The sequence below is a fragment of the Streptococcus sp. 23.2 genome (genome assembly GCF_016648665.1).
GTDB lineage: Bacteria > Bacillota > Bacilli > Lactobacillales > Streptococcaceae > Streptococcus > Streptococcus salivarius_E.
The window spans coordinates 1-24,874 of record NZ_JACLQJ010000014.1 but is presented as its reverse complement, the minus strand read 5'-3'; the positions used below and the strand labels follow the sequence as shown (position 1 = coordinate 24,874).

Genomic DNA, 24,874 nt, shown 5'->3' with positions numbered 1-24,874 from the left:
GTTGTATTTAGTATTTACCTCAATTATAGCATAAAAACCCATCATTATGATGGGTTAACGTAAAACTTAAACTTTAGATTCTTTTTCGTAGTAAGACTTAATCCCTGCTACAATTGCGTTAGCTAAAGTCTCCTGGTAAGCAGAGGTATTCAAACGAGCGGCTTCTTGAGGATTTGACAAGAAACCAAGTTCAAGAAGGACTGCTGGAGCTGTTGTCTCACGCAAGACCGCAAAGGTTTGACGTTTCACGCCTTGGTTCTGAGCACCAGTCGCATTAATCAAGCTAGACTGGATGGCATTGGCCAAGGTATCACTCATGCTCAATCGAGTTGAATTGGCATGGTAGGTCGCATTAATACGTGATGGATATTCTGCATAAGGTTGGTAATAATAAGTCTCAATACCCTGTGCTGCAGAACTTCCTGAAGCATTGATGTGAATACTTACGAAGATATCTGATTCAGAAGCATTAGCTGCACGTGAACGATCCGTCAAGTCGACATAGGTATCACTTGTACGTGTGGTTACAACTTGATAACCTTCTGCTTCTAATTTAGCTTTCACACGACTTTGGATAGCCAAGGTCAAGCTCTTTTCAGAGATACCAAAGTAAGAAGCACCTGGATCATAGCCACCATGCCCAGCATCGAGATAGACAACCTTATTTAAAACATCGTAATTTCCTCTTGATGCCGAACTGATTTTCTTAGGGGCTACCACATCAGCTGAAGTTGCCCCAAAGCCAATATTCTTACCTGAAGCATCAACAATATAGCCATGAACGATGTACTTGCCTGAATTCCACTTGTGTTGGCTTGCTGAAATAGTTACTTTATAAGAACCATCATCCTGTTTTGTCGCATTATGCCAAACAAGATCATCCTGACCATTTTGTTCAGACCAGACTGGGATTACCACACCTGAAATACCACTTGGATTTGTCAGATTGGTGATAAAAATATCAAAGGTTCCACGATTTTTATCGTTGTTTGTGATGGCCAAAGTTCCTTGAGTCTTAGTGATATCAAGTGTCACTTGTTTGCCACCTAAGCCAATGAATTTACCATCATTGTCAACCAAATAGACATGAGAATTATAAAGGTCGCTATCACCTTTATGGACGCTTGAACGAACAGTTACCTTATAGTCTCCATTAGCTTGCTTAGCTGCCTTGTACCAAATGATATCATCTTGACCATTCTTTTCTGACCAGGTTGGAACTAGGACTTCTTTGAAACCTCGTGGCGCAATCAAGTTTGAGATAACAAGATCATAGCTACCAGTAGCATTGTTGAGACCAGTGATAGCAAGGTCAGCTTTAGGATATTGACTCTCTACTCCTTCATTTTCTACGGTAGAAATGGAATTATTACACATTGCATCCCATTCATAAAGTTTATAGGCTTCGATCAAACGGATAAGTTTTCCGGGATAACTTGGATCTGTCGCATATCCTGCATTCTTCAGTTCTTGAGCCGCAATGCGATAATCTGTTTCATTCACAACTTTTCGGTAATTGTCTTTTCGCCACTCGGTACTCGTGAAAAATTTTGCATGGTCTACTACGCTATCATTCCATGAGGCATATTTTCGAAAAGCAGCATTGACTGTGATATAGTCACCATTAAGATATTCCTGTGTAGGTACAGTTACTATTTCTCCATGCCAATCCTCTGAATCTTTAATGCCAAAAAGATTATTGTTGGGAACCTTAGCAAGTTCAGAGCGTCCCCAACCACTTTCTAGAATAGCTTGCGCTGCCGTGATAGATGGAAGGATTCCTTCCTTGGCTCCATCCATAGCTCCTTGCTTAATGGCACTAAGAAAATGACGTTGATTCTGGTCAATTTCGCTAAGATCATCTGCCTCTTGATAAGAGCTTGTGGTCACAGAACTATTGGTTAAGACAGCTATTTTTGAAGAATCTTCCAGACTTGTTTGCTTCTCCTCTAATACCTCTTCACTTTGTAGATTCATTTGACTCGTTGAATCATCGTGTACTCCTACTTCAGAATAGCTTGCCGCTTGATTATCAGTACTTTCTTTCAAAGATGAAGATGTATCAGTTGGCGACAACATTTCATCTGCTTTCGCCGAATGACCAGACATTCCCAAAAATAAGATTGTCAGCATGACACCGCACAGTCCATAAGCTTTACTTTTCTTAAATCCAAAATGAAATCCTAATTGCATCTTAATTTCCTTCTCTACTTACAATTTCTGCTAATTCATTTTAAAACGATGAAACTATCAGTATCATAACGTCATAATATGAACCATCACCAATTTATTCGCAAAAAAAGCTAGAAACTTATCAAAAGTTCCTAGCTTTTTTAGTAGTATTGAAATATTAATCGACATCAACAAAACCAAAACGTGATAGAGGATACAATCTGAAAGAGATAACACCTTTAATTTGATCTTTGTCAATGAGACCAAACTTACGACTATCATCTGTATTACGACGATTATCGTTCAGTACAAGGTACTGCCCCTTTTCAACCTTAGTTTGTTTATTATCTGTCAATGTTGCAATGGAAAAATCATCAGTGAAGAAATTCCCAGGTGAAACTGTCGCCAAATAAGCTGATTTACCCTTACTAATATAGGCTTCATCAACTGACTTATCATTAACATAAAGGAAATCATCCATAGCTGTCACGCTCTTACCCTCATCAGCAATAACACGCCCAATATATTCTTTACCATTAACTGTATAAAGAATAAAATCTTTTTTCTGAGGCTCAACATTTTTATTGAAAGTAACATAGTCACCAGCATGAATATAGTCATTAGCCTGACCTTCAGTCACACGGTGTGTTGAGAAGACAAAAGCTCTCAACAACAAAATCACTACAATGGCAAGAACTGCTATGATAATATTTCGAATTAAATCTCTCTTAACCATACTCACTCCTTATGGGTTCTAATAAAATCATAACATAAATAGAGAAATAAAAAAAGAGGGAGTGAGCAAGCTCGATATATCTCTCCCTCTCTTAAAACCAATGATTAAAACGTTTCACAGCTTAATAGTCCTCAAGAAATGTTTGCATATTGACATCATCTGGAACTAAAGCAAGGTATTTTTCAGCTGTTGCACGCGCCTGATCCCTGTAACCAAATTCACGCAAAATATATGCATAATCATGGAGGAATTCAGGATTTTCAGATAAATCTTTAGCCAAATCTTGATAGATTTGAAAAGCTTCTTCTTCATCATCAAGTGCTTGGTAGGCCTTGGCAATGTTCCAACGAGCCAAAACAGAATCAACTTCATAATCGGCTAAAGCCACTAGATCCTCGTAACGTTCTTCTTCCAAATAGAGCGTACTTAAACGTAAGATAATCTCATCTTGGTCCTCAGCCAATGGCAAGGCTTGCTTCAAATAAGATTCAGCAGATTGAGTGTCATGCAACTCGTAGGATAACTGTGACGCCAGCAAAAGTAATTGAACATCAAAGGCATTTTTAGAAATCCCTTGTTGTGCCATTCGTAAAGCTTCTTCGGTCTTAAGTTCTGCATGTAACGACAAGGCGTAAATATACTCATAACCTTCGAAGTCAGCAGACATGGTTTCTATCTGCTTAAAGTAAAAATTAGCTTTTTGATACTCTTCTTGATCATAGAGCAAAGTGGCTAACTCAAAAGCAACGGTATCATCGTACTCAATTTCAATAGCTTTTTCCAAAAATTCACGAGCAGCTTCAAACTTTCCAAGACTGGCATAAGCCTTACCAATGCGTTCATAAGTTGAAACGCCAGTCATCGCAAGAAGGTCACGATTATCTAATTTAGTATAGTAGTGAATTGCTTGTTCAAAATTTCCAAGTTCAAACTCCATCTCAGCCAAACCAAAAATAATCAATGAGTCATCTGATAATTGACTTGCCTCCAACAACTTATCACGTGCCACATCAGTTAAGCCCTCCATTTGGTAGAGGTCAGCCTTTACAATTAAAGCAGACAAATAGTCGTCAGAGTCTTCAGGTATGGCATCCAAATAGAGAAAAGCCTCTTCAATATCACCATCTTCGGCAGCAATTTGTGCTAGATTGACATTAACCTCTGGAAAATCAAAGCGAACTTTTTCGTAAATTTCCTGTGCCTGTGGTAAGAAACCAATAGATTCTAAGTATTGGCCCAACTCAACAAGAACCTCTGCAGGGTCCTCTCGTAAAGCTTTTTTAAAATATTTGTCTGCGTGGTCTAAATCTTGGTTTCCAATAGAGGCAACCATTTTTTCACTATTTAACATCGTCTTTTTGTCCTTCATTTTCTAAATCATCTTGATAAAGATTACTTACAGAACGGTACCAATCAAAAATCTCTCTAACAACAACCTTGACAGAGGCATAAATTGGAATCCCCAATAAGACGCCCCAAACACCGTAAAGAGAACCTGCTGTCAAGAGAATGAACATAATGGTAATCGGGTGAATACTTAGTTTATTTCCCAAAACGAGTGGAGAAACAAAACGTCCCTCAATAGTTTGCTCAATGAAGAAAATGATGAGGACCTTGATCAACATAGCGGGTCCTTGCACCAGTCCCATGATTATAACTGGTACCATAGCAAGAAAGCTTCCCAGATAAGGAACCATATTTAGAAAACCTGCCATAATACCGAAAGTCATACCATATCGAAGACCTACAATCTTAAACATAATACAGAACATGATGGCAACAACAATAGCGACTGTAACCTGGCCTTGAACATACCCTTCGAGCTGACTATTAATATCTGAAAGCATACGAACAGTAGTTTCACGAAAGCGAGTTGGTAAGGCTGAGACAAAGCTATGTTTCATCTTTTGGCTATCTCTTAAAAGGTAGAAGAGAATGAAAGGTGCCAAAATGATAGCTACTGTCACCCTTGCTACTGTGCTCGCAAAAGTTCCAACCCATGTCAAAGCCGATGAAGAAAAGTTCTCAGCATAATTGACCATTCTCGCTGAGAAATCACTAAGCATGGACTCTAAATCACCATGGAAGTTAGAAAGAATAGGGAGATTAATCCAACGTTCCGTTTCACTATTGGCACGTGCAATATATGATGGTGCATTTCGTATCAAGATCAAAATTTGATTTTGTAAGCTTGGAATGGCTGTTGAAATCCCCCAAACCAAGAGCAATCCAAGGATAGCGTATATGACCAAGATAGACATGGTTCGACTTAATCCCGTTCTTTCTACAAGTAGTACCAAAGGTTTTATTAAATAATAAAGGAGCATGGAAATAACCAATGGCAACATAATAATGGTCATAAACTGGATGACGGGTGAAAAAATGGGACTAATCTTGGTAAAAATCAAAACCGTCAAACCAATCAAAAGTAAGATGAAAAAAGCTACGACAGCCTGATTATTCAATATCCACTTAAAAAACCATGTTTCTGAAAAATTTTCTGTTTTTTTACGCTTCATAGTTCCTCCCTATTTATCATAAAATGTTACAGTTTTATCTACCAAGTTCTGGTTACGATCGTAGCTAAATTTTGCAGAGAAGAATGGTCTATCTTCAAGGATCCACTTAAAAATCTCATAGTCACCTTCCCAAGTTGGTTTAGATAAAACCTCATCATATGGTACCCATTCAAGCGTTCCTTCACGAGACTCCTCATCTGAGATGAGTTCTCCTTCAAAACCAGTTACCTTAAAGACATAGGTGTACCAATCATGACCAGGGGTAAATTCTGGAAAGGTAATCATACCTTTAAAATCCATCTCAGTCACTGTAAAATGTGTTTCCTCGAGAATTTCACGACGAGCACATTCATCTGGTGTCTCTCCAGCTTCTAGTTTTCCCCCGACAGAAATCCACTTTCCTTCATGAACATCATTAGGCTTTTTATTACGATGTAGGAGCAAAAGCTCCTTTCCATTGTCAATATAACAAATGGTAGCTAACTTTGTCATAATGCATCTCTTTTCCAATGTTTTTTAAATATTATACCAAATATGGGATTGGATTTGGGCTTTGAGCAGACGATTTTGAGATATAGTTGAAAATCTGCTTTTCTGAATCTCCGGACAAACAAAAAGAGAACCAAAATAGTTCTCCTTTAATCTCTTAGTATTTCAAATAACGGCGCATTGCCATACGTGACCCAATCGAACCGATAATAATACCGACTGCGAAGAGGGTTCCGATAACCGCATAGACAAACCACTCTGGATCATACATCGAAATACCACCTTTGACAAAATCTGGATTCAAAGATGAGTAAACCATGTGATACAAAAGATAAATGAGCCCAGAAGGAATGATGGCACCAAGTGCTCCAATCCAAGCACCTTCCATCAAGTAGGGACGACGAATGTATGAATTCTTAGCACCTACCAAACGCATGATTTGAATTTCAGTCGCACGTGACATAATGGTAATACGGATGGTATTTGAAATCAATAGGACAGCCACAATAGTTAAAAGTGCTGTGGCAATGATTCCCCAAAATTGAACACGTTTCATAGTGGACATTAGAATTTCAGTATCTGAGCCACCAAAGTTAGCATTATCAACACCCTGAATGGCTTTTGCTTCCTTGGCAACTCGACTGACATCATCTGGTGATTTCGTTTGGACGATGTAAACATCTGAAAGAGGGTTGGCATCTCCAGTAGCTGTCTCGAAACTTGAACCCATTGTTTCAATCAGTTGTTTCTTTTGTTCTTCTTTACTAGAGAAAGTAACCTTATCTACACCTTTGATTTTGGTCAAAGAATCATAAATCTTATGGTAGTCTTTATTAGCAACAATCTGTCCAGAAAGTTCCTTGACTGTTTTCGAGGCATCTGATGAATCTGGATCCAAGTAGACATTGACCTGAATATTCTTTTCAATATCTGAAGCCAATTTCTGCGTATTTAAAATAACAGAGCCAAAGACACCTAAAAGTGAAAGAACAATCATTACCGAAAATACTGCCGTAAGTGTCGACAATAGATTACGTTTGAGATTCTTAATCGATTCTCCTAAATGGCGGAAAAAGCGTCTAATCATGGTAACCGTACTCTCCTTCCTCTTCATCACGAACAATACGTCCTTCTTCAATCGCAACGACACGATGACGAAGGTTATTAACGATAGTTGAGTTATGGGTTGCCATTAAAATGGTAGTCCCTTGCAAGTTAATACGTTCAAGGACTTGCATAATTTCCCATGAAATCTCTGGGTCCAAGTTCCCTGTTGGTTCATCCGCAATCAACACTTTTGGATTATTGACGATAGCACGTGCAATAGCGACACGCTGTTGCTCACCACCAGACAATTGATTTGGGAATGAACGCATCTTGTGTTTAAGACCAACCAACTCGAGTACTTCTGCCACTCGTTTCTTGATATGACGAGGTTTCTCACCAATAACTTCCATGGCATAAGCAACATTTTCAAAAGCTGTTTTCTTTGGAAGAAGTTTATAATCCTGGAAAACAACTCCAATGGAACGTCTCAAGAGTGGAACATCTTTCTTACGAAGTCGGGTTAAATCGAACTCTCCAACCTTCATAGAACCACTCGTTAATTTTTCTTCTTGGTAGAACAAGCGAATTAAACTTGATTTACCAGCACCAGAAGGGCCGACTAAGTAAACAAACTCCCCAGAGTTAACAGACAAATCAATGTGTCTAAGGGCTGTTGTTGACTTATCATACTTCTTAGTAACATCTTTTAATTCAATAAGAGCCATAATGTCAGTATTCAACTACTAAAGTAGCCGAACGTCTTCCTTTCATTGAGATAAAGTATCTAAATACTTAAAAATAGTATATCGTTACTATTCTTCCATACGCCACTTGAGGTAGGCATCGATGAAGCCTTCAATATCTCCATCCATTACCTTATCAACCTGGGCAACTTCATAGCCTGTACGGTGATCTTTAACCATGGTATATGGCGTGAAAACGTATGAGCGAATTTGGCTTCCCCAAGTGATTTCTTTCTTATCACCTTTCAAAGCATTCACTTCTTCTGCTTTCTTTTCTTGCTCCATTTGATAGAGCTTAGCTTGAAGCATCTTCATCGCACGGTCACGGTTCCCGTATTGTGTACGGTCAACCGTTGAAGCTACAACAATACCTGTTGGAATGTGGGTCAAACGCACACCTGTAGAAACCTTGTTGACGTTCTGACCACCAGCACCACCTGAGCGGAATGTATCCATCTTGATATCATCGTCACGAATCTCTACTTCAATGGTATCATCCAATTCAGGCATGACTTCCACTGATGTAAAAGAGGTATGACGACGTTTGGCAGAGTCAAATGGTGAAATACGAACCAAACGGTGGACACCCATTTCTGACTTGAGGAAACCATAAGCATTAGGTCCTTCAAAAGCAAGGGTTACAGATTTGATTCCAGCCTCATCACCCGCCTGATAATCCAAAGTTTCGACCTTGAAACCTTTGGCATTTCCATAACGTTGGTACATACGGAGCAACATATCAGCCCAGTCTTGAGCTTCTGTCCCACCAGAGCCTGGGTGAATTTCCAGGATCGCATTGTTATGGTCATAAGGTTCAGACAAGAGCAATGTCATCTCGTAACTTGTCATAATCTTATCAAGTTTTTCGAGTGTTTCTTCAAGCTCTTCTTGAACACTATCATCTTCTTCCAACATTTCTAAATAAAGCTCTGTCTCGTCAGAGAGTTCTTGCATATTGTTGAAAGTTTCGTATTTCATTTTTAGCTCATTTAACTCTTGTGAGGTCTTTTGAGCTGCAATATTATCATTCCAAAAATCTGGCTCAGTCATTCGGTTTTCGAGGAGTGCAATGTCCTCTTCCAAACGATCTAAGTCAAAGAGACCTCCCGAAGCTCACGAGCTTCTCTTGATTTTCAGAGATTTTTTGGCGAATTTCTGCCACTTCCATGGATAGGTTTCCTCCATTTTATAGTATTATGCTTAATTCTAGCATAAATCACTTAAATTTGCCATTTTGCACACACAAGCTCCCACTCTGCTTGGGATTCTTCATCCTTAGGTGACAGTTCCCTCATGTAATCTAACATAGCCTCATCGGGTTTCTTAACAATCTCACCGAGAGCCCAAATGGCAGTCGCCGTATGGATGGGATTATTATTCTTATCAATTATCTCCATCAGTTTGACAATAGCATTGCGATCATGTAAGTTGGCCAAGGCAATAATGGCATTACGTTGAAGAATATTCTTCCCTCGCCATGAACCGGCAATCATACCAAATTTCTCCTTAAAGGACTTATTGCTCAGCTCAAGAAATGGAAGCAATTCGGGCATGGCAAGCTCAGGATCTATGTCTGAAGCCAAAGGATTGTCGATACCTCTGTTATATGGACAGGAAATCTGACAAATGTCACAGCCATAGATAACAGTCTTTATTTTCTTTCGAAACTCCATATCCATCATCCCCTTATCTTGGGTCTGGAAGGATAGGCAACGACGGGCATTCATAGTCCCATCGCCAATGAGACAGGATGTCGGACAGGCATCCAGACAACGACGACAATCCCCACAGCCATAGTCTACTTCATGATCAGGTTCTATCTCTAGATTAGTGATAAGCTCACCGAGATACATGTAGGACCCGTATTCTTTCGAAATCACTAGTCCATTCTTTCCGATAAAGCCAATACCAGCTCGCTTAGCCACTGCTGTATCGACCAATGCTCCAGTATCCACCATACCTTTATATTCGAAGTTTTCCGTCAGTTTTTCAATGCCTTCTGCCAGGCGTTTTAGTTTGTCCTGCAAAACATAGTGATAATCTAGACCCCATGAATTTGGAGTGATTTTGCCACGCTTATATTCTGTTTTTTGGGGTTGTTGTGGCAGCTTATGCGGATAGGCAACTGCAATGGAAATGATGGTTTTAGCTGATTCCAAGGTCAACTTAGGATAAATACGCTCTTCAATATTTTTATGTTCAAAACCTGTTGTTCGCCCTTCTTCGACACCAAGTCGAAGGGATTTTTCCAGATAGGCGAAATCATCGGCGGTTGTAAAACCAATTTTTGAAATGCCAATCTCCTTGGCCATCTTTTGTATTTCTAATTTGATATCCATATTCTTATCATAATGAAATTGTAGTCTAAGGGCAAGTATTTTCCACCATCTTCATTTACAGACAAGCCTTAACCTTTTTGTTACAATGTTTCTATGACGAGACTTGCAGTAATGAGTGATTTACATATTGATATAAATCACTTTGAAACATATGAAATTGATACTCTTATAAAGTGCCTAAAAAATCAAGAGGTTAGCCATCTCCATATCGCTGGTGATATTTCTAACCATTATTTTATCGACACAAAACCTTTTCTACGAAAACTGTCTAAGGAGGTCAAGGTCACCTATAATTTAGGCAATCATGATATGCTTGATTTAGAAGATAACCTTATTGATAATCTTGATTTTCAGGTGATAAATTTAAGTAGTAAGACATTATTGGCTTTTCATGGGTGGTATGACTATTCCTATTCAGATGAAACGTTAGATAAGATTCTTAAACGTAAGAAACAACTTTGGTTCGACCGACGACTTAAACGATTGGGGACTGATCCTGATATCTGTCAAACTAGTCTTAAAAGGCTAGATAATGTCTTAAGTGAGTTAGACACTAGTAACCTTATAGTTGCCATGCATTTTGTTCCTCACAGCCGCTTTACCATGACGCATCAGCGTTTTGCACCTTTTAATGCCTACTTAGGCTCGGAAAAATTCCACCAGATTTTCGCCAAGCATGGCGTTAAAGATGTTGTTTTTGGTCATGCCCACCGCAGTTATGGGACGGTAACTATTGATGGCGTAACCTATCACTCGCGTCCTCTTGGATACCGACGAGAATGGGATTTAACCATCGACTTTGTTTCCAATCACCCTGAACTCAATCCTACTGGAACATGGAACCTCTCCAAACGTTACAACCTGGTCAAGAAACGGTCGGAGTTTTTAGAATATGAAAAAAAGGAACTGGCAAATGAGTTCCTTTCATCCATGACACTATTTGATTTGTAGAACGACTCTTTAGGAGTCGTTTTTTAGTCGGTGAAAAATCCCTGCTTTTGAAGGTCCTTCAAGGTATTCGCACGATTGGCAACGGATTGATCCATTGTCTTTGCAATCTGTGTTGTAAATTCATCAACTCTGTTATTGAGATCACGAAGGTCATAATACTCATGAACTTCAGCGTCGTAATTTTTTAGCTCCTCTAAGGGATGTTCTAAGTCTCGATAATAATTTTCCATATGGATGACGTGACGGGGTAAACGAGGTTTAAGCTGCGGTTCTTGATCTGGCCAACCAACTGCTAATCCTACTGCTGGATAGACATACTTTGGCAGTTTGAGAAGCTCTGAAAGTTTAGCGTTATCATTCAAGATACTACCAAGGTAAACTGTTCCCATACCTAAACTCTCAGCAGCTACTACCACATTTTGAGCAGCAATCATAGCATCCGAGAAGGCCGAAATAAAGCGTTCAGGACTACCTTGGACCAAGGCTTCAGCGCCTTTTGCCTCTGCAATCAGTGTGTTACGTCTTTGGTCCACAACAAATACAAAAAGATGCCCAGCATTTGGAATATAGGGTTGATTAGCAATCTCTGCAATTTCTTCCTTCAATGTTTCATCAGTAATACTGATAATCGAATAGGACTGTCTAAAATTACTCGTTGCTGTATGTCTTGCAACATCAACCAAAAGGTTAACTTCTTCTCGTGTCAAAGCTAGAGGTTTAAATTGACGGATGCTACGGTGATTGAGTTGTGTCTTAATAGTCTCGTTCATGGCCTTCTCCTTAACTTGTGATCATTTCTCTTCAATTATAAACAAGACTCCTCCTGAATTCAAGATGTGATAAGAAAAAGCCAGAGACCATTATCTCTGACTTTATGTCTTAAATAGCGTCCTTATCCTTACCAAGGGCACGTTGAATAGCTTTGACTAATTCAACCAATACCACAATCAAGAAAGAACCTACAATAACTGCAAGCCATTGTGTCAAACTAAGGTGTGACACATGGAAGAGGTTATTAAACCCAGGCACTACAATAGTTGCCATCAAAAGAACGAAGGCTACTGGAATTGCCCAGTTGAAAGTCTTGTTTCTAAAGAGACCAACTTTAAAGACTGATTGATACACAGATTTAACGTTAAAGGCATGGAGCAACTGGATTAATCCAAGTGTTGCAAAAGCCATTGTAAGGGCATCCGCATGAATTTCTGCTTGTGTATGGTGCTCTGGGAAAATAAGACCCCAACCATATACTGCAAGAACGAGGATAGTTTGGAAAACACCTTGATACATGATAGCACCGAAGACACCACCATCAAAGAAGTTCGATTGACGTCCACGAGGTTTATGAGTCATAATACCTGGCTCTGCTGGCTCAACACCAAGAGCGATGGCTGGAAGGGTATCTGTTACCAAGTTAATCCAGAGAAGGTGTACTGGTTGAAGCACATCCCAACCAAACAGTGTGGCAAAGAAGATAATAAAGACTTCGGCCATGTTGGCTGACAAGAGGTACTGGATTGATTTTTGAATATTTGAGAAGACCTTACGCCCTTCTTCTACGGCAACAATAATTGTCGCAAAGTTATCATCGGCAAGGACCATATCAGAAGCTCCCTTAGAAACCTCTGTACCTGTGATTCCCATACCGATACCAATATCAGCTGTTTTAAGTGATGGTGCATCATTAACCCCGTCACCTGTCATAGCAACAACCTTGCCATCATTTTGCCAAGCCTTGACGATACGAACCTTGTGTTCAGGAGACACACGCGCATAGACAGAGTACTGTTTGAAGACTTTCTGGAATTCTTCATCAGAAAGCTCATTAAGCTCAGCGCCAGTAAAGACATGATCTTCCGTATCATTTGGATCGATGATTCCAAGACGTTTGGCAATAGCTTCTGCCGTATCTTGGTGGTCACCTGTAATCATAATTGGACGGATACCCGCTTCTTTAGCGACACGAACAGCTTCTGCCGCCTCAGGACGTTCTGGGTCAATCATACCTACCAAGCCTGAGAAAATCAAATCAGACTCAACAACCTCAGATTCCAAGGTAGGAATATCATTCGTTGTCTTATAAGCCATCATCAAGACACGAAGAGCTTGTTTTGCCAAGTCCTTATTAGTCGCAAGGATAGCTTGTTTATCTTCATCCGTGATAGGACGAACCTCACCATTGATTTCAATACGAGTCACACGTTTGAGCAATTGGTCAGGCGCACCCTTGACGGCTACAAAGTATGTACCATCCGCTTCCTTATGGATAGTAGACATGAGTTTACGGTCAGAGTCAAATGGCAACTCTGCCACACGAGGCTCTGATTTCAAGACGTCACGAACATCAAAGTTGTGGTCCAAACCAAATTGAACAAGGGCTGTTTCCGTTGGATCCCCAATTAGCTTACCATCTGGGTCCACCTTGGTATCATTGGCAAAGTTCATAATACGAAGGGTTGTATTGTCAGCACCAAGTTCAGTAGTAGCGCTTTGCAATTGACCGTTTGTATAGACTTTTTCAACAGTCATTTGGTTCATGGTTAAGGTACCAGTCTTATCTGATGCGATAATCTCAGTTGAACCAAGAGTCTCAACAGCTGGCAATTTACGCACAATTGAATTGCGTTTGGCAAGAGTCGTTGTTCCAAGTGACAAGAGAATCGTTACAATGGCAGGTAAACCTTCAGGAATAGCTGCGACGGCAAGAGCAACAGCAACCATCAAACCTTCAAGGGGCTGTTCACCACGAATGAAGACACTAACCAAGAATGTCACTAAGGCAATAGCAATAATAAGATAAGTCAAAGTCTTAGACAATTGCTCCAAGCTTTGCTTCAACGGCGTTTGTGATTCGTCCGCATTAGCTAGCATATCAGCAATCTTACCAACTTCAGTATACATACCAGTATTGGTAACCACTCCAGTACCACGACCGTAAGTAACGTTTGAGTTTTGGTACCCCATATTCACACGGTCACCAATTCCGGCTTCTGCTTCAACCGTCTCAGTAATATCCTTTTCAACTGGAACGGATTCACCGGTAAGGGCTGCTTCTTCAATCTTAAGTGAGGCAGCTTCGAGCAAACGCATATCCGCAGGGACAACATCACCAGCTTCAAGCAAGACGATGTCTCCGGGAATCAACTCGCGTGAATCAATTTCAACCACATTGCCATCACGACGCACACGAGCCAGAGGACTTGACATGTTTTTAAGAGCTTCAATAGCCGCTTCTGCTTGCCCCTCTTGATAAACACCAAAGGCTGCATTCAAAACAACAACGGCTAAAATAATGCAGGCATCGGTCAGACCATGCATACCTTCTGTAATAACAGAAAGTGCGGCTGCGACAAGCAAGATGATAATCATCAAATCTTTAAACTGATCGATGAATTTTGACAAAAGGCTGCGTTTTTCACCTTCATCCAACTCGTTATAGCCATAGGCATCCAATCGTTCCTTGGCTTGTGCAGTAGACAAACCATCAATGGAAGTGTCCAAGCTTTTTAGGACTTCTTCCTCTCCTTGTGTATAAAACAAGGCTTTACTTTGTTCTTTCAACAAAATAATCTCCTCCTTCTCTATAGGGAAAAATGGCTAACAAGACTCTTTTTATATAAAAAATTTTACAAAAAGAGACTTGTTTAATTAAAAACAAGTCTCGCTGTTTAAGAATATGCCGGAAATCTAAAATTTCGTAATGACGACATAATCGCAACTGTTAATCAAATCTCATGATTAAAGTCGCCTGCTACTCCCTTATTTGTACTTTACATTTTATCATAAATTATTCTTTATTCAAGCAAAATGATTCTATTTTTTCAAAAATTAAAACCAAGAAACTTCTAATTCATAATCAGCAAAAACGTCTTCTGTTTCTGGATGTTTCAATTGATAATGAATATCAACTGTTTGGCCATTCGGGTCATGGGCGAATAGACTAGTATCTGTCAGAAAATGCTGGGTACCAAGTGGTGTCGGTATGTGGACCAAGGCAGGGACCTTAGCCGAAAAACGCATAATGGATTTAGGATTAGAAAAGCGTGTCATCACTAGCTCATCCTGATTCAACTTAATAACCACTTTTTCTTTCTCGGAATTATGGTGAACAAGATAAGTAAAGTCTCCTTTTTCCATAACCTCACAAGTGTGGATTTCTTCGATAATCTCCGTTTGATCGCCTACTTTTATTTTGTTTTTAATTTTAATTTCCATTAAGTATTCCTTTCTGTTCTAAAACTATTTTTCTACTTAAGATAATAGCAACTCTATACTAAAAGAGAGTATCAGTATTGCGTCTACCATTTCTATTTCAAGTAAACCACCTGGGTTTGTTTGACAAAGCCGATATTTTCATACAAACGTTTGGCTCCAATATTACTATCTTCTACTGCAATTTGAAAGGGCTTGTCGTTATGCGCAATGAGTTGATTGACGACTGATTTTGCCAGATAGCTGCCATAGCCCTGTCCACGATAAGCTTCAGCAATCGCAAGTCCATAGAGGTAGTTGCTATTCCCAGATAAATCGACCGTACAAACTCCAATGACCTGAGCTTCTTCGAGGAGAATGTAAAGTAGGCCATCGGAATCCTTCAAGGCCTCTGTAATGTATCTGCGACTCACATCGAGCGTTTCCTCTGGATCAGAAAAGGCTTGGTGGTGGAGTTGGGCAATTTCATCTAGGTAAGAAGGTTCAGCTAAGAGCACCTTGACATCTGAACGAGAATCCAGAGCATATGGTGTTTTATCTCGTCCTAGCCAGGTTTCGGTCTCTTCATCCTCAACCACCCCCCAATGACTTGCCAGATTAGGATGACGATCTAGAAAAACACGCTCTGACTGAAAGGTCACTGATCGAATAGGGTAAGGTGCCATATCTTTTTCAAAGCTTCTATACATAGCACGACCAACCCCCTGACGACGATGACTCGGATCCACAAGGATGCTTACTTCAACGTCTTCGTCATCCGCATAAACCGTTAATAAACCAAGCAACTCTCCCTCTTGATAATAGAGGAAAAAGGCCGGCATATTGGGATCAAAATTAAGCATATTGGAGAGATAAGGTTCTCGAAAGGTTTGGTCATAGGCTTGACAGCTAGCAATCAATGCTTTTGCTGCCTTTCGTTCTTTTTCCGTCAATTGGTTGGTTGCTCGAATCACTCTTGTCTCTCCTTTATTTATCTGACCTTATTTTACCAATTAAAAAGCATTTGGGCAATTTTTACCTAAACTACTTTTTTAAAGAGGCAATAATACTTTTCTCAGGAAGAACTATGACAAAGCGCCTAAATTTTAGTAAAATAGAAGGGAAACTAACTAAATGAAACAGGTAATTATTATGTCTATTAAACTTATTGCAGTTGATATTGATGGAACGCTTTTAAATAGCCAACGTCAAGTTACACCGGAAGTCTTTCAAGCCATTCAAGATGCCAAGGCTGCTGGTGTAAAGGTTGTTATCGCGACTGGTCGTCCTATTCCTGGGGTGCTTCCTCTTCTTGAAGAACTTAACCTCAACCAAGACGGAGATTATGTTATCACCTTCAATGGTGGGCTTGTCCAAGAAACTTCTACTGGTAATGAATTAATTCGTGAGACACTCTCATACGAAGACTACCTTGACATTGAAGTTTTAGCTAACAAGCTTGGTGTTCATTCTCACGCCATTACTAAAGATGGTATCTACACAAGTAATCGCAACATTGGACGCTACACGGTTCATGAGTCTACACTTGTTCATATGCCGATTTACTATCGTACACCTGAAGAGGTAGCTGACAAGGAATTCGTTAAGGCCATGTATATCGATGAACCTGAAATTCTTGATGCAGCTATTGCTAAACTTCCACAGGAATTTTATGACCGCTATACCATTGTAAAATCAACACCATTTTACCTAGAAATTCTCAAGAAAACAGCCAACAAAGGGATTGCTGTAACCCATCTTGCTGAGAAACTCGGTCTTTCTAAAGAAGAGACTATGGCTATCGGTGATGAAGAAAATGACCGTGCTATGCTTGAAGTCGTCGGCTCTCCTGTTGTTATGGAAAATGGTAATCCTGAATTGAAGAAAATTGCGAAACACATCACAAAATCAAATGATGAATCTGGTGTCGCTTACGCTATTAGAAAGTGGGTTCTAGAATAATATGTATACCTATAAAACTGGACTCAGTACTTCTGAGCATGACCGCTTTGTTATAGACAGTCCTCAAACGAATTTATTACAGAGTAGTTCATGGGCAAAAATCAAAGATAGTTGGGGAAATGATCGCCTTGGTTTCTACCAGGACGGTAATCTCGTTGCTGTCGCTAGTATCCTTATTCAGCCACTCCCTCTTGGCTTTTCTATGATTTATATCCCTCGTGGACCTATTATGGACTATCAAGATAAAGAGTTGCTCGCCTTTGTTATGGCTTCGCTTAAAAAATATGCCAAAACAAAGCGTGCCCTCTTTGTGAAATTTGACCCTAGCCTCTTTGTGACTAAAAACTTGATTTCACAAGAAGCTGAAATCCGTAAAGAGACTATGGCAATTGCCAAAGACATCCAAGCTCTTGGTATTGAATGGACAGGCCTCACTGAAGATATGGCTGAGAATATCCAACCTCGCTTCCAGGCTAATATCCATAAGGAAGATTTCACTGAGGAACAACTCTCTAAGAGTACCAAGCAGGCTGTTCGTACTGCTCGAAATAAGGGGATTTCAGTCCAATTTGGTGGTACTGAACTTCTGGAACAATTCGCATCTTTGATGAAGAAGACAGAGGCCCGTAAGAACATCCACCTTCGTGGCATTGATTATTATGAAAAGTTGTTGACTACCTACCCAGAATCTTCTTATATTACACTTTCAACTCTTGATTTACCAGCTCGTCTCAAAGACCTCAATAAGCAACTCGAAAAGAACATTGCTGATGCAGCTAAGTTCACTGAAAAAACTAAACCAGGAAAAATCGAGAACAATAAACAAGAGCACAAAAGACTTAAAGAGGAAATTGACTTTCTTCAAGAAAAAGTTGATGCTGGAAATAAGACGGTCCCACTCTCTGGTACACTCGTTCTTGAATTTGGCAAGACGTCTGAGAATATCTATGCAGGAATGGATGAAGACTACCGTCGTTATCAACCAGCTATCCTGACATGGTATGAAACAGCTAATCACGCTTTCGAGCGTGGTGCTGAGTGGCAAAACATGGGAGGAATAGAAAATTCACTAGATGGTGGCTTGTATAATTTCAAGTCCAAATTTAACCCACGTATTGAACAATTCATTGGAGAATTCAACCTTCCAGTTAGCCCTCTTTACGGACCAGCCAATTTTGCCTATAAACTCCGTAAGAAATTACGTAGCAAACATTAATAATATATAAAATGAGACTCCATCTTGGAAGTCTCATTTTTTGATGATATCTTAGTCTTTATCAGGAATAACCTTAAATAAATAATAGGTGATGAAGACTGTCAAGCAAAAAAGTCCGATTTTCACCCAAAGTATAGGTGCAAAAAAGATTGAAATTCCCATCAAAACATAGATTTGAATGATAATCTTTTTCTTTCGTTCTTTGGCAATTGATTTGGTTTCTCTAAAATCGGCTACATAACTTTGATATAGCTTAGTATGATATAACCATTTCTCAAAACGTTTAGAACTTCTAGCAAAGCAAGCAATGGCTAAAAGTAGAAAAGGTGTTGTGGGTAAGATTGGAAGCGGAATTCCAAGAATTCCCAAACCTAACGACAACATTCCTAGAGAGAGATAAATTACTTTCATGAATACTTTCCTTTTAAAAAGCTGCACTAAACGCATTAGTGTAGCTCTTTTGCTATGTTTTAAATATCTGTCAGTGGTGTCGCTGTGTCTGGTGAGGTATCATAAACCTTGAAGTCAGTTCCAACACCAAAGTCAGCACGTGCCAGCTGATTTTCCATCGTCATGTGGGCCAACTCCTTGATATTATTTTCTTTAGAAAGGTGACCCAAGTAGATCTTTTTAGTTTTGTTACCTATGGTACGAATCATAGCATCCGCTCCATCTTCATTACACAAGTGACCTTGATCAGAGAGGATACGTTGCTTAGTTGACCAAGGATATGAACCTGCTCTGAGGATTTCAATATCATGATTGGACTCAATCAGATAGCCATCAGCATTCTCAATAATACCTGCCATGCGATCAGAAACATAACCCGTATCCGTCAGCATGACAAAACTTTTTCCATCTTTCATAAAGCGATAGAACTGTGGATCAATAGCATCGTGACTAACTCCAAAAGACTCAATATCAATGTCTCCAAAGGTCAGAAGCTTGTCACGAGAAAAAACATGTTTCTGGCTATTATCAATCTTGCCAAGCATATTTTTACTATCCATAATTTGCCAGGTTTTCTCATTGGCGTAGATATCCATGCCATATTTACGAGCTAAAACGCCTACACCATGGATGTGATCCTTGTGTTCATGAGTAACTAAGATAGCATCCAGATCACTCGGATTACGATCGATTTCAGCTAGCAAACTTGTGATTTTCTTACCAGACAAACCAGCGTCCACAAGAATCTTCTTTTCTGGAGTCTCCAAATAAAAGGAATTACCAGTTGACCCTGAAGCCAAAATACTATATTTAAACCCTAAATCTGAGGTCATTTCTACTACATCTCCCATTCATCAACCATCATGGCATCCTTGTCATATGGAAGCACAATTGTAAAAGTTGAACCCTTACCATACTCACTCTTAGCCCAAATAAAGCCCTTATGTTGTTTAATAATTTCTTTTGCAATGGACAAGCCAAGACCAGTTCCACCCTGAGCACGACTTCTAGCCTTATCAACACGGTAAAAACGGTCAAAAATTAACGGCAAATCCTTCTTAGGAATACCCAAACCTTGGTCAGAAATAGAAACAATCAACTGTGAATCAGTTGTCTTCATAGACACTGTAATCTTACCACCATCAGGCGAATACTTGATAGCATTATTAAGAATATTATCCACGACCTGGGTCATCTTATCTGTATCAATCTCCACCCAAATCGAGTTTACCGGATAATCTCGAATAATTTCGTAAGTTTTACCTGTATTGGTTTCTTGGCTCTTAATCTGATCGAAACGATTCAATATATAGGTCATGAAGGCCGTGAAATTAGTCATTTCAACGTCAAGGTTGGTACTCTTATTGTCAATACGAGACAGTGCCAAGAGGTCAGAAATCATTCGCATCATACGATTGGTCTCATCCAAAGAAACTTTGATAAAGTTAGGGGCAATTTCTTCGTCAAGAGCACCATCATCAAGTGCCTCCAAATAAGATTTTACAGAAGTCAAAGGTGTACGCAACTCATGACTAACGTTTGATACAAAGAGTCGGCGTTCCCGTTCTTCTTTTTCCTGCTCAGTGGCATCGTGAAGGACGGCAACCAGACCTGAGATAAAACCAGATTCTTTACGAATAAGGGCAAAGTTAACGCGTAGGGTCACAAACTCATCGTTGGCATCTCGACGAGACAAATGAATCTCAGGAGTCTTAGATAACAATTCATTATAAGTATAGGGATTTTCGCCATCTAATAAATCTAAAATGGACATCTGTGTCGCTGTTTCAAAATCTAGATTCAACAAACGCTGAGCTGTGCTATTAATCATGGTAATTTGACCACGTCGATTAGTCGCAATGACTCCATCACTCATATAAGAGAGGACTGATGATAAGCGGTTTTTTTCCTGGGCTAGATTTTCATGCGTCAAACGAAAAACGTCCGATAAATCATTCAAGCTGTCAGCTAGCTCTAAAAGCTCTGAATCACCCTTTAAGCGTAACTCCTCATTATAGTTACCTGCCATTAGGGACTTGACTCTCTTGGTCAACTTTCGAATATTTTTGACTCGTCGATAATCACGATAAGCAAGAAAAATAAAGTAGAAAGCCACAAAAAGGAGCGTAAAGAGTAAGGCTAGTTCAAAGCTTGTGATGTTTAAGCCAATACTAGTCATAATTCTTCATATAATAACCAACACCACGACGCGTCAAAATATATTCAGGACGACTAGGTGTGTCTTCAATTTTTTCACGGAGACGACGAATGGTTACGTCAACCGTACGAACATCACCAAAATAGTCATAACCCCAAACAGTTTCAAGCAAATGTTCACGCGTCATCACTTGTCCCATATGAGTTGCCAAATGGAAAAGCAACTCAAATTCACGGTGTGTGAGTTCGACTTCATTTCCACGTTTTTTAGCAACAAATGCATCTGGAACAATAATCAACTCACCAATTGAAATCTCCTGCTTGCCTAAGTTAGAGCTTTCTTCTGCTGCTGTTTCAATAGTCTCTGTACGACGCAAGTGAGCTTTGATACGTGCCAACAATTCACGATTAGAAAATGGTTTCGTCACATAGTCATCTGCCCCAATTTCTAGCCCGATAACCTTATCAAACTCGCTATCCTTAGCTGAAAGCATGATAACTGGTGTATGACTTGTCTTTCGAATTTCCTTAGCAACTTCTAAACCATCTAGTTCAGGCAGCATCAAGTCCAGGATGACCAAGTCTGGTTTTTCAGCTTCAAACTGCTCCAATGCTTCACGACCATCAAAAGCCGTAACCACTTCATAACCCTCTTTAGTCAGATTAAACTTGATGATATCCGAAATTGGTCTTTCATCATCAACAACAAGAATTTTTTTCATATAAACACCTCATCGGTTTTCTTAAGTCATTCAATTTTGTAAAGTAAAAAACTTTACATATCAAACATATTATACCAAAAAATAGGTTAAGGACCAAGTTTCTACTATAGATATTAAGCTAATATACAAGCTTTCCTTGTTTTTTGAGATACCTTTGCTATGTGTAATCGGTTAAAAAACGAACCTTATGATTGAATTTTCAAACATTTTTGACATTTTCCTACATATATAGTAAAATACACTCTTGTTATTACATATATTAATGTAAAATTTTTGGAGGCTCTTATGGCACTTATCGAATTTAAAAATGTTAATAAATACTACGGAGATTATCATGCACTTCGTGATATCAATCTAGAAATTGAAAAAGGACAAGTTGTGGTTCTCTTGGGACCTTCTGGGTCTGGGAAATCTACCCTTATCCGTACAATCAACGCCTTGGAATCCATTGATAGCGGTACGCTTATCGTTAACGGACATAATGTGACGGAAGCTTCTGCCAAAGATTTGGTTGAGCTTCGTAAGGAAGCGGGTATGGTATTCCAACACTTTAACCTCTACCCGCACAAAACCGTTCTTGAAAATGTAACATTGGCACCAATCAAGGTTCTTGGAATCAGTAAGGCAGACGCCGAAAAGACTGCTGAAAAATTCCTTCGCTACGTTAACATGTGGGACAAAAAAGATTCATACCCTGGTATGCTTTCTGGTGGACAAAAACAACGTATCGCAATTGCCCGTGGTCTTGCCATGAATCCTGAGCTCTTGCTCTTTGATGAACCAACGTCAGCCCTTGACCCAGAAACTATCGGTGACGTGCTTGCGGTTATGCAAAACCTTGCCAAAGGTGGCATGAACATGGTTGTCGTAACCCACGAAATGGGCTTTGCCCGTAGTGTGGCTGACCGTATCATTTTCATGGCTGAAGGTCAAGTTCTTGTAGACACTACGGATGTGGATGGTTTCTTTGACAATCCAACTGAACCTCGTGCGGTTCAATTCCTTTCTAAGATTATCGACCACAACTCTGATCGTGTCCAAGTGGACGCCTAAGGAGGACTTATGTTAATCAAGAAACTTAGTCGCATTTTAGCTATCTCTGTTATAGCTTTTCTAGCAGTTCTCCTCTGGAACACTAAAAGTAGTCAGGCAGATGAAAGCAGTAAACTACTCAATAGTGCTGCAATTCAAAAAATTGTCAAAAAAGGGACTCTAAACGTTGGTGTCAAACAGGATGTCCCAAACTTTGGTTACTATTCAGCCGAAACTAATACCTATCAAGGGATGGAAATTGACCTCGCTAAGAAAATTGCCAAAGAACTTAAGGTTAAGGTGAATTTTACAGCGGTTACCCCACAAACTCGTGAAGCCCTTATGGATAACGGAACTATTGACATGCTTATCGCTACTTATACCATTACAGATGAGCGTAAGGCTTCATATGCCATGTCAAATCCTTACTACTACGACCAAATCGGTTTCCTCGTTCAAACCAAATCTGGCTATAAGAAACTTTCTGACCTAAACGGTAAAACTATTGGAGTGTCTCAAGGGTCATCTGCCAAAGCTGCTGTTGAAGAGTACGCTTCAGCTAATAACCTTAAGTTTGACTACGTTCAACTTGGATCTTATCCTGAGTTAGCCGTATCACTCTATGCTTACCGTATTGACGCCTTTGCTGGTGATAAATCAATCTTGTCAGGTTACGAAAGTGATAAAACCAAGATCCTTGATGAAGGTTTCAAAACACAAGAGTACGGTATTGCTTCAAGTAAGTCTAACCAAGAGTTGATTGATTATACCAACGATTTGATTGCTAAATGGCAAAAAGATGGTAGCCTTCAAAAACTCTACGATAAGTATCACTTGAAACCAGCTAAGGCTGAAGATAAATAGAAAGGAGTCCTGAATTTATGTATCTTTTAACTGAAACGGCTAGTCCTTTCGCTCTTGAACGTTGGGCTGCTTTCTTCGCTAACTTTGGGCAATTTGCCAAAGGTTTCTTTTACACCCTTGGCATTTCAATTGGTGCCTTGATTGTAGCTCTTCTTCTTGGGCTTATCTTTGGAGCTATGAGTTCGACTCACAACAAGGTCCTTCGTGGCATTTCACGTGTTTATGTCGAAATCTTCCAGAACACACCCTTGCTTGTGCAATTCGTGGTTGTCTTCTATGGGATTTCAATCTTGACTGATGGTCATGTCATGATTCCAATTTCATTGACAGCTATCCTTTGTGTGGGTGTCTACACAGGAGCCTATATCTCTGAAATTATTCGTACAGGTATCGAGGCAGTTCCTAAAGGTCAAACCGAAGCCGCTTTGTCTCAAGGATTCACCTACGCTGATACCATGCGTATCATCATCTTGCCTCAAGCAGTCCGTACTATCTTGCCACCATTGACTAACCAAGTGGTTAACTTGATCAAAAACACTTCTACAGTTGCCATCATCTCTGGGGCAGATATCATGTTCACGGCTAAGGCTTGGGCTTATGATACCACTAACTATGTGCCGGCCTTTGCTGGGGCTGCCTTCCTCTACTTTATCATGTGTTTCCCTCTAGCTACTTGGGCACGTCGTAAAGAAGAAGAGAATAAGAAAGCTTACTAAGGAGGTCCACTATGTCAGAAGTTTTATCAGCTACTAACCTTAAATTCTTGGCACAAGGGATGTGGACGACTCTTTACTTGTCTTTCTTCATCATCGTGCTATCTACCCTGTTCGGAACTATTCTGGCGGTAATGCGTAACGGAAAGAATCCTATCCTTCGTTGGATTGCTTCTATCTACGTTGAGTTCGTCCGTAATGTTCCTAACTTGCTTTGGATTTTCATTATCTTCCTGGTCTTCCAACTCAAGTCAACCGCTGCAGGGATTACCTCTTTCACGGTCTTTACTTCAGCTGCCTTGGCGGAAATCATTCGTGGGGGATTGAACTCTATTGACCATGGCCAAACGGAAGCCGGCTTGTCTCAAGGATTTAACAACAAACAAATCTTTATTTACATCATCTTCCCACAAGCTATTCGTAAGATGTTGCCATCTATCATCTCTCAATTCGTAACAGTTATCAAGGATACTTCTTTCCTTTACTCTGTTATCGCCTTACAAGAATTGTTTGGTAAGAGTCAGATTTTGATGGGTGGTTACTACGAACCTAGTCAAATCTTTACCTTATA

General features: G+C 39.8%; 24 protein-coding genes. 7 read left to right on the top strand and 17 right to left on the bottom strand.

Annotation, left to right across the window (positions count from 1 at the left end; genetic code table 11):
• Positions 1 to 66: 66 nt before the first annotated feature.
• The 9 genes from H7T98_RS07915 to queG form a co-directional block, all read right to left on the bottom strand.
• The gene (locus H7T98_RS07915) at positions 67 to 2,193 is read right to left on the bottom strand and encodes an N-acetylmuramoyl-L-alanine amidase (RefSeq protein ID WP_201061631.1); all 2,127 of its coding nucleotides are present in this window, start codon (positions 2,191 to 2,193) and stop codon (positions 67 to 69) included.
• Between the two features lie 157 nt (positions 2,194 to 2,350).
• Positions 2,351 to 2,908 carry a signal peptidase I gene (gene lepB, locus H7T98_RS07910; RefSeq protein ID WP_201061629.1) on the bottom strand — a complete coding sequence of 186 codons (558 nt, stop codon included), beginning with the start codon at positions 2,906 to 2,908 and terminating at the stop codon, positions 2,351 to 2,353.
• Positions 2,909 to 3,029: 121 nt separating this feature from the next.
• Positions 3,030 to 4,259, bottom strand: coding sequence for a tetratricopeptide repeat protein (locus tag H7T98_RS07905; protein ID WP_201061627.1), 1,230 nt, complete (start codon positions 4,257 to 4,259; stop codon positions 3,030 to 3,032).
• Positions 4,249 to 5,427 carry an AI-2E family transporter gene (locus H7T98_RS07900; protein WP_002890855.1) on the bottom strand — a complete coding sequence of 393 codons (1,179 nt, stop codon included), beginning with the start codon at positions 5,425 to 5,427 and terminating at the stop codon, positions 4,249 to 4,251. The genes H7T98_RS07905 and H7T98_RS07900 overlap by 11 nt, the downstream gene beginning before the upstream one ends.
• Before the next feature lie 9 nt (positions 5,428 to 5,436).
• Positions 5,437 to 5,919 (bottom strand): NUDIX hydrolase, encoded by a 483-nt coding sequence (locus tag H7T98_RS07895; RefSeq protein ID WP_037597740.1) that lies wholly within the window; start codon positions 5,917 to 5,919, stop codon positions 5,437 to 5,439.
• 154 nt (positions 5,920 to 6,073) lie between these two features.
• A complete protein-coding gene (gene ftsX, locus H7T98_RS07890) occupies positions 6,074 to 7,003 on the bottom strand; it encodes a permease-like cell division protein FtsX (RefSeq protein WP_110981213.1) in 930 nt (309 codons plus the stop codon).
• Complete coding sequence (ftsE, locus tag H7T98_RS07885; protein WP_049545099.1) at positions 6,996 to 7,688, bottom strand: cell division ATP-binding protein FtsE; 693 nt, start codon at positions 7,686 to 7,688, stop codon at positions 6,996 to 6,998. Before ftsE ends, ftsX begins: the two co-directional genes overlap by 8 nt.
• A gap of 87 nt (positions 7,689 to 7,775) precedes the next feature.
• Positions 7,776 to 8,874, bottom strand: a protein-coding gene (gene prfB / locus H7T98_RS07880) for a peptide chain release factor 2 (protein WP_096833329.1) whose coding sequence is annotated in 2 segments (ribosomal slippage) — positions 7,776 to 8,801 and positions 8,803 to 8,874 — 1,098 coding nt in all. Because the reading frame shifts where the segments join, the coding sequence is not laid out codon by codon here.
• A gap of 52 nt (positions 8,875 to 8,926) precedes the next feature.
• On the bottom strand, positions 8,927 to 10,045 hold the full coding sequence (gene queG, locus H7T98_RS07875) for a tRNA epoxyqueuosine(34) reductase QueG (protein WP_201061625.1): 1,119 nt from the start codon (positions 10,043 to 10,045) through the stop codon (positions 8,927 to 8,929).
• Between the two features lie 93 nt (positions 10,046 to 10,138).
• Here queG and H7T98_RS07870 point away from each other — a divergent pair, with 93 nt between their 5' ends.
• Positions 10,139 to 10,996 (top strand): metallophosphoesterase, encoded by an 858-nt coding sequence (locus tag H7T98_RS07870; RefSeq protein WP_198463937.1) that lies wholly within the window; start codon positions 10,139 to 10,141, stop codon positions 10,994 to 10,996.
• Between the two features lie 23 nt (positions 10,997 to 11,019).
• Here H7T98_RS07870 and H7T98_RS07865 read toward each other — a convergent pair whose 3' ends face one another.
• From H7T98_RS07865 to H7T98_RS07850, 4 genes are all read right to left on the bottom strand, one after another.
• Positions 11,020 to 11,766, bottom strand: coding sequence for an NADPH-dependent oxidoreductase (locus H7T98_RS07865; RefSeq protein WP_060972410.1), 747 nt, complete (start codon positions 11,764 to 11,766; stop codon positions 11,020 to 11,022).
• A 109-nt stretch (positions 11,767 to 11,875) separates the two neighbouring features.
• Positions 11,876 to 14,560, bottom strand: coding sequence for a cation-translocating P-type ATPase (locus H7T98_RS07860; RefSeq protein ID WP_201061623.1), 2,685 nt, complete (start codon positions 14,558 to 14,560; stop codon positions 11,876 to 11,878).
• Between the two features lie 264 nt (positions 14,561 to 14,824).
• The gene (locus tag H7T98_RS07855) at positions 14,825 to 15,211 is read right to left on the bottom strand and encodes a DUF1934 domain-containing protein (protein ID WP_002890847.1); all 387 of its coding nucleotides are present in this window, start codon (positions 15,209 to 15,211) and stop codon (positions 14,825 to 14,827) included.
• A gap of 92 nt (positions 15,212 to 15,303) precedes the next feature.
• A complete protein-coding gene (locus H7T98_RS07850; protein ID WP_201061621.1) occupies positions 15,304 to 16,161 on the bottom strand; it encodes a GNAT family N-acetyltransferase in 858 nt (285 codons plus the stop codon).
• Positions 16,162 to 16,339: 178 nt separating this feature from the next.
• On the opposite strand from H7T98_RS07850, the gene yidA reads away from it, so the two are divergent.
• Positions 16,340 to 17,149, top strand: coding sequence for a sugar-phosphatase (gene yidA / locus H7T98_RS07845; protein ID WP_073686307.1), 810 nt, complete (start codon positions 16,340 to 16,342; stop codon positions 17,147 to 17,149).
• 1 nt (position 17,150) lies between these two features.
• Positions 17,151 to 18,365: an aminoacyltransferase gene (locus tag H7T98_RS07840; protein WP_145516926.1), complete on the top strand. Its 1,215-nt coding sequence runs from the start codon at positions 17,151 to 17,153 to the stop codon at positions 18,363 to 18,365.
• Positions 18,366 to 18,416: 51 nt separating this feature from the next.
• Here the strand turns inward: H7T98_RS07840 and H7T98_RS07835 are convergent, their stop codons facing one another.
• From H7T98_RS07835 to yycF, 4 genes are read right to left on the bottom strand one after another with little or no spacing between them, the layout of a single operon-like run.
• Positions 18,417 to 18,776 (bottom strand): YbaN family protein, encoded by a 360-nt coding sequence (locus H7T98_RS07835; protein WP_037597735.1) that lies wholly within the window; start codon positions 18,774 to 18,776, stop codon positions 18,417 to 18,419.
• A 59-nt stretch (positions 18,777 to 18,835) separates the two neighbouring features.
• Positions 18,836 to 19,648, bottom strand: a complete 813-nt coding sequence (locus H7T98_RS07830) for an MBL fold metallo-hydrolase (protein WP_201061619.1) — start codon at positions 19,646 to 19,648, stop codon at positions 18,836 to 18,838.
• Positions 19,649 to 19,653: 5 nt separating this feature from the next.
• Positions 19,654 to 20,994, bottom strand: a complete 1,341-nt coding sequence (gene vicK / locus H7T98_RS07825; RefSeq protein ID WP_201061617.1) for a cell wall metabolism sensor histidine kinase VicK — start codon at positions 20,992 to 20,994, stop codon at positions 19,654 to 19,656.
• Positions 20,987 to 21,694 (bottom strand): response regulator YycF, encoded by a 708-nt coding sequence (gene yycF / locus H7T98_RS07820; protein ID WP_201061615.1) that lies wholly within the window; start codon positions 21,692 to 21,694, stop codon positions 20,987 to 20,989. Before yycF ends, vicK begins: the two co-directional genes overlap by 8 nt.
• 285 nt (positions 21,695 to 21,979) lie before the next feature.
• Here yycF and H7T98_RS07815 point away from each other — a divergent pair, with 285 nt between their 5' ends.
• The 4 genes from H7T98_RS07815 to H7T98_RS07800 form a co-directional block, all read left to right on the top strand.
• On the top strand, positions 21,980 to 22,747 hold the full coding sequence (locus tag H7T98_RS07815) for an amino acid ABC transporter ATP-binding protein (protein ID WP_037611663.1): 768 nt from the start codon (positions 21,980 to 21,982) through the stop codon (positions 22,745 to 22,747).
• Positions 22,748 to 22,756: 9 nt separating this feature from the next.
• Entirely contained in the window at positions 22,757 to 23,590 is an 834-nt protein-coding gene (locus H7T98_RS07810; RefSeq protein WP_201061613.1) for a transporter substrate-binding domain-containing protein, read from the top strand.
• A gap of 17 nt (positions 23,591 to 23,607) precedes the next feature.
• Positions 23,608 to 24,306, top strand: coding sequence for an amino acid ABC transporter permease (locus H7T98_RS07805; RefSeq protein WP_002886251.1), 699 nt, complete (start codon positions 23,608 to 23,610; stop codon positions 24,304 to 24,306).
• Between the two features lie 11 nt (positions 24,307 to 24,317).
• Positions 24,318 to 24,874: amino acid ABC transporter permease (locus H7T98_RS07800; RefSeq protein ID WP_201061611.1), on the top strand; the 557-nt coding region annotated here is incomplete at its 3' end.

Bases quoted from the DNA above. Each gene is read 5' to 3' on its own strand.
- H7T98_RS07855 (WP_002890847.1), bottom strand. From the start codon at position 15,211: ATGGAAATTAAAATTAAAAACAAAATAAAAGTAGGCGATCAAACGGAG.
- H7T98_RS07895 (WP_037597740.1), bottom strand. From the start codon at position 5,919: ATGACAAAGTTAGCTACCATTTGTTATATTGACAATGGAAAGGAGCTT.
- H7T98_RS07810 (WP_201061613.1), top strand. From the start codon at position 22,757: ATGTTAATCAAGAAACTTAGTCGCATTTTAGCTATCTCTGTTATAGCT.
- yidA (WP_073686307.1), top strand. From the start codon at position 16,340: ATGTCTATTAAACTTATTGCAGTTGATATTGATGGAACGCTTTTAAAT.
- H7T98_RS07915 (WP_201061631.1), bottom strand. From the start codon at position 2,193: ATGCAATTAGGATTTCATTTTGGATTTAAGAAAAGTAAAGCTTATGGA.
- lepB (WP_201061629.1), bottom strand. From the start codon at position 2,908: ATGGTTAAGAGAGATTTAATTCGAAATATTATCATAGCAGTTCTTGCC.
- H7T98_RS07840 (WP_145516926.1), top strand. From the start codon at position 17,151: ATGTATACCTATAAAACTGGACTCAGTACTTCTGAGCATGACCGCTTT.
- queG (WP_201061625.1), bottom strand. From the start codon at position 10,045: ATGGATATCAAATTAGAAATACAAAAGATGGCCAAGGAGATTGGCATT.
- H7T98_RS07805 (WP_002886251.1), top strand. From the start codon at position 23,608: ATGTATCTTTTAACTGAAACGGCTAGTCCTTTCGCTCTTGAACGTTGG.
- H7T98_RS07865 (WP_060972410.1), bottom strand. From the start codon at position 11,766: ATGAACGAGACTATTAAGACACAACTCAATCACCGTAGCATCCGTCAA.
- H7T98_RS07815 (WP_037611663.1), top strand. From the start codon at position 21,980: ATGGCACTTATCGAATTTAAAAATGTTAATAAATACTACGGAGATTAT.
- ftsE (WP_049545099.1), bottom strand. From the start codon at position 7,688: ATGGCTCTTATTGAATTAAAAGATGTTACTAAGAAGTATGATAAGTCA.
- H7T98_RS07900 (WP_002890855.1), bottom strand. From the start codon at position 5,427: ATGAAGCGTAAAAAAACAGAAAATTTTTCAGAAACATGGTTTTTTAAG.
- vicK (WP_201061617.1), bottom strand. From the start codon at position 20,994: ATGACTAGTATTGGCTTAAACATCACAAGCTTTGAACTAGCCTTACTC.
- ftsX (WP_110981213.1), bottom strand. From the start codon at position 7,003: ATGATTAGACGCTTTTTCCGCCATTTAGGAGAATCGATTAAGAATCTC.
- H7T98_RS07830 (WP_201061619.1), bottom strand. From the start codon at position 19,648: ATGACCTCAGATTTAGGGTTTAAATATAGTATTTTGGCTTCAGGGTCA.
- yycF (WP_201061615.1), bottom strand. From the start codon at position 21,694: ATGAAAAAAATTCTTGTTGTTGATGATGAAAGACCAATTTCGGATATC.
- H7T98_RS07870 (WP_198463937.1), top strand. From the start codon at position 10,139: ATGACGAGACTTGCAGTAATGAGTGATTTACATATTGATATAAATCAC.
- H7T98_RS07905 (WP_201061627.1), bottom strand. From the start codon at position 4,259: ATGTTAAATAGTGAAAAAATGGTTGCCTCTATTGGAAACCAAGATTTA.
- H7T98_RS07835 (WP_037597735.1), bottom strand. From the start codon at position 18,776: ATGAAAGTAATTTATCTCTCTCTAGGAATGTTGTCGTTAGGTTTGGGA.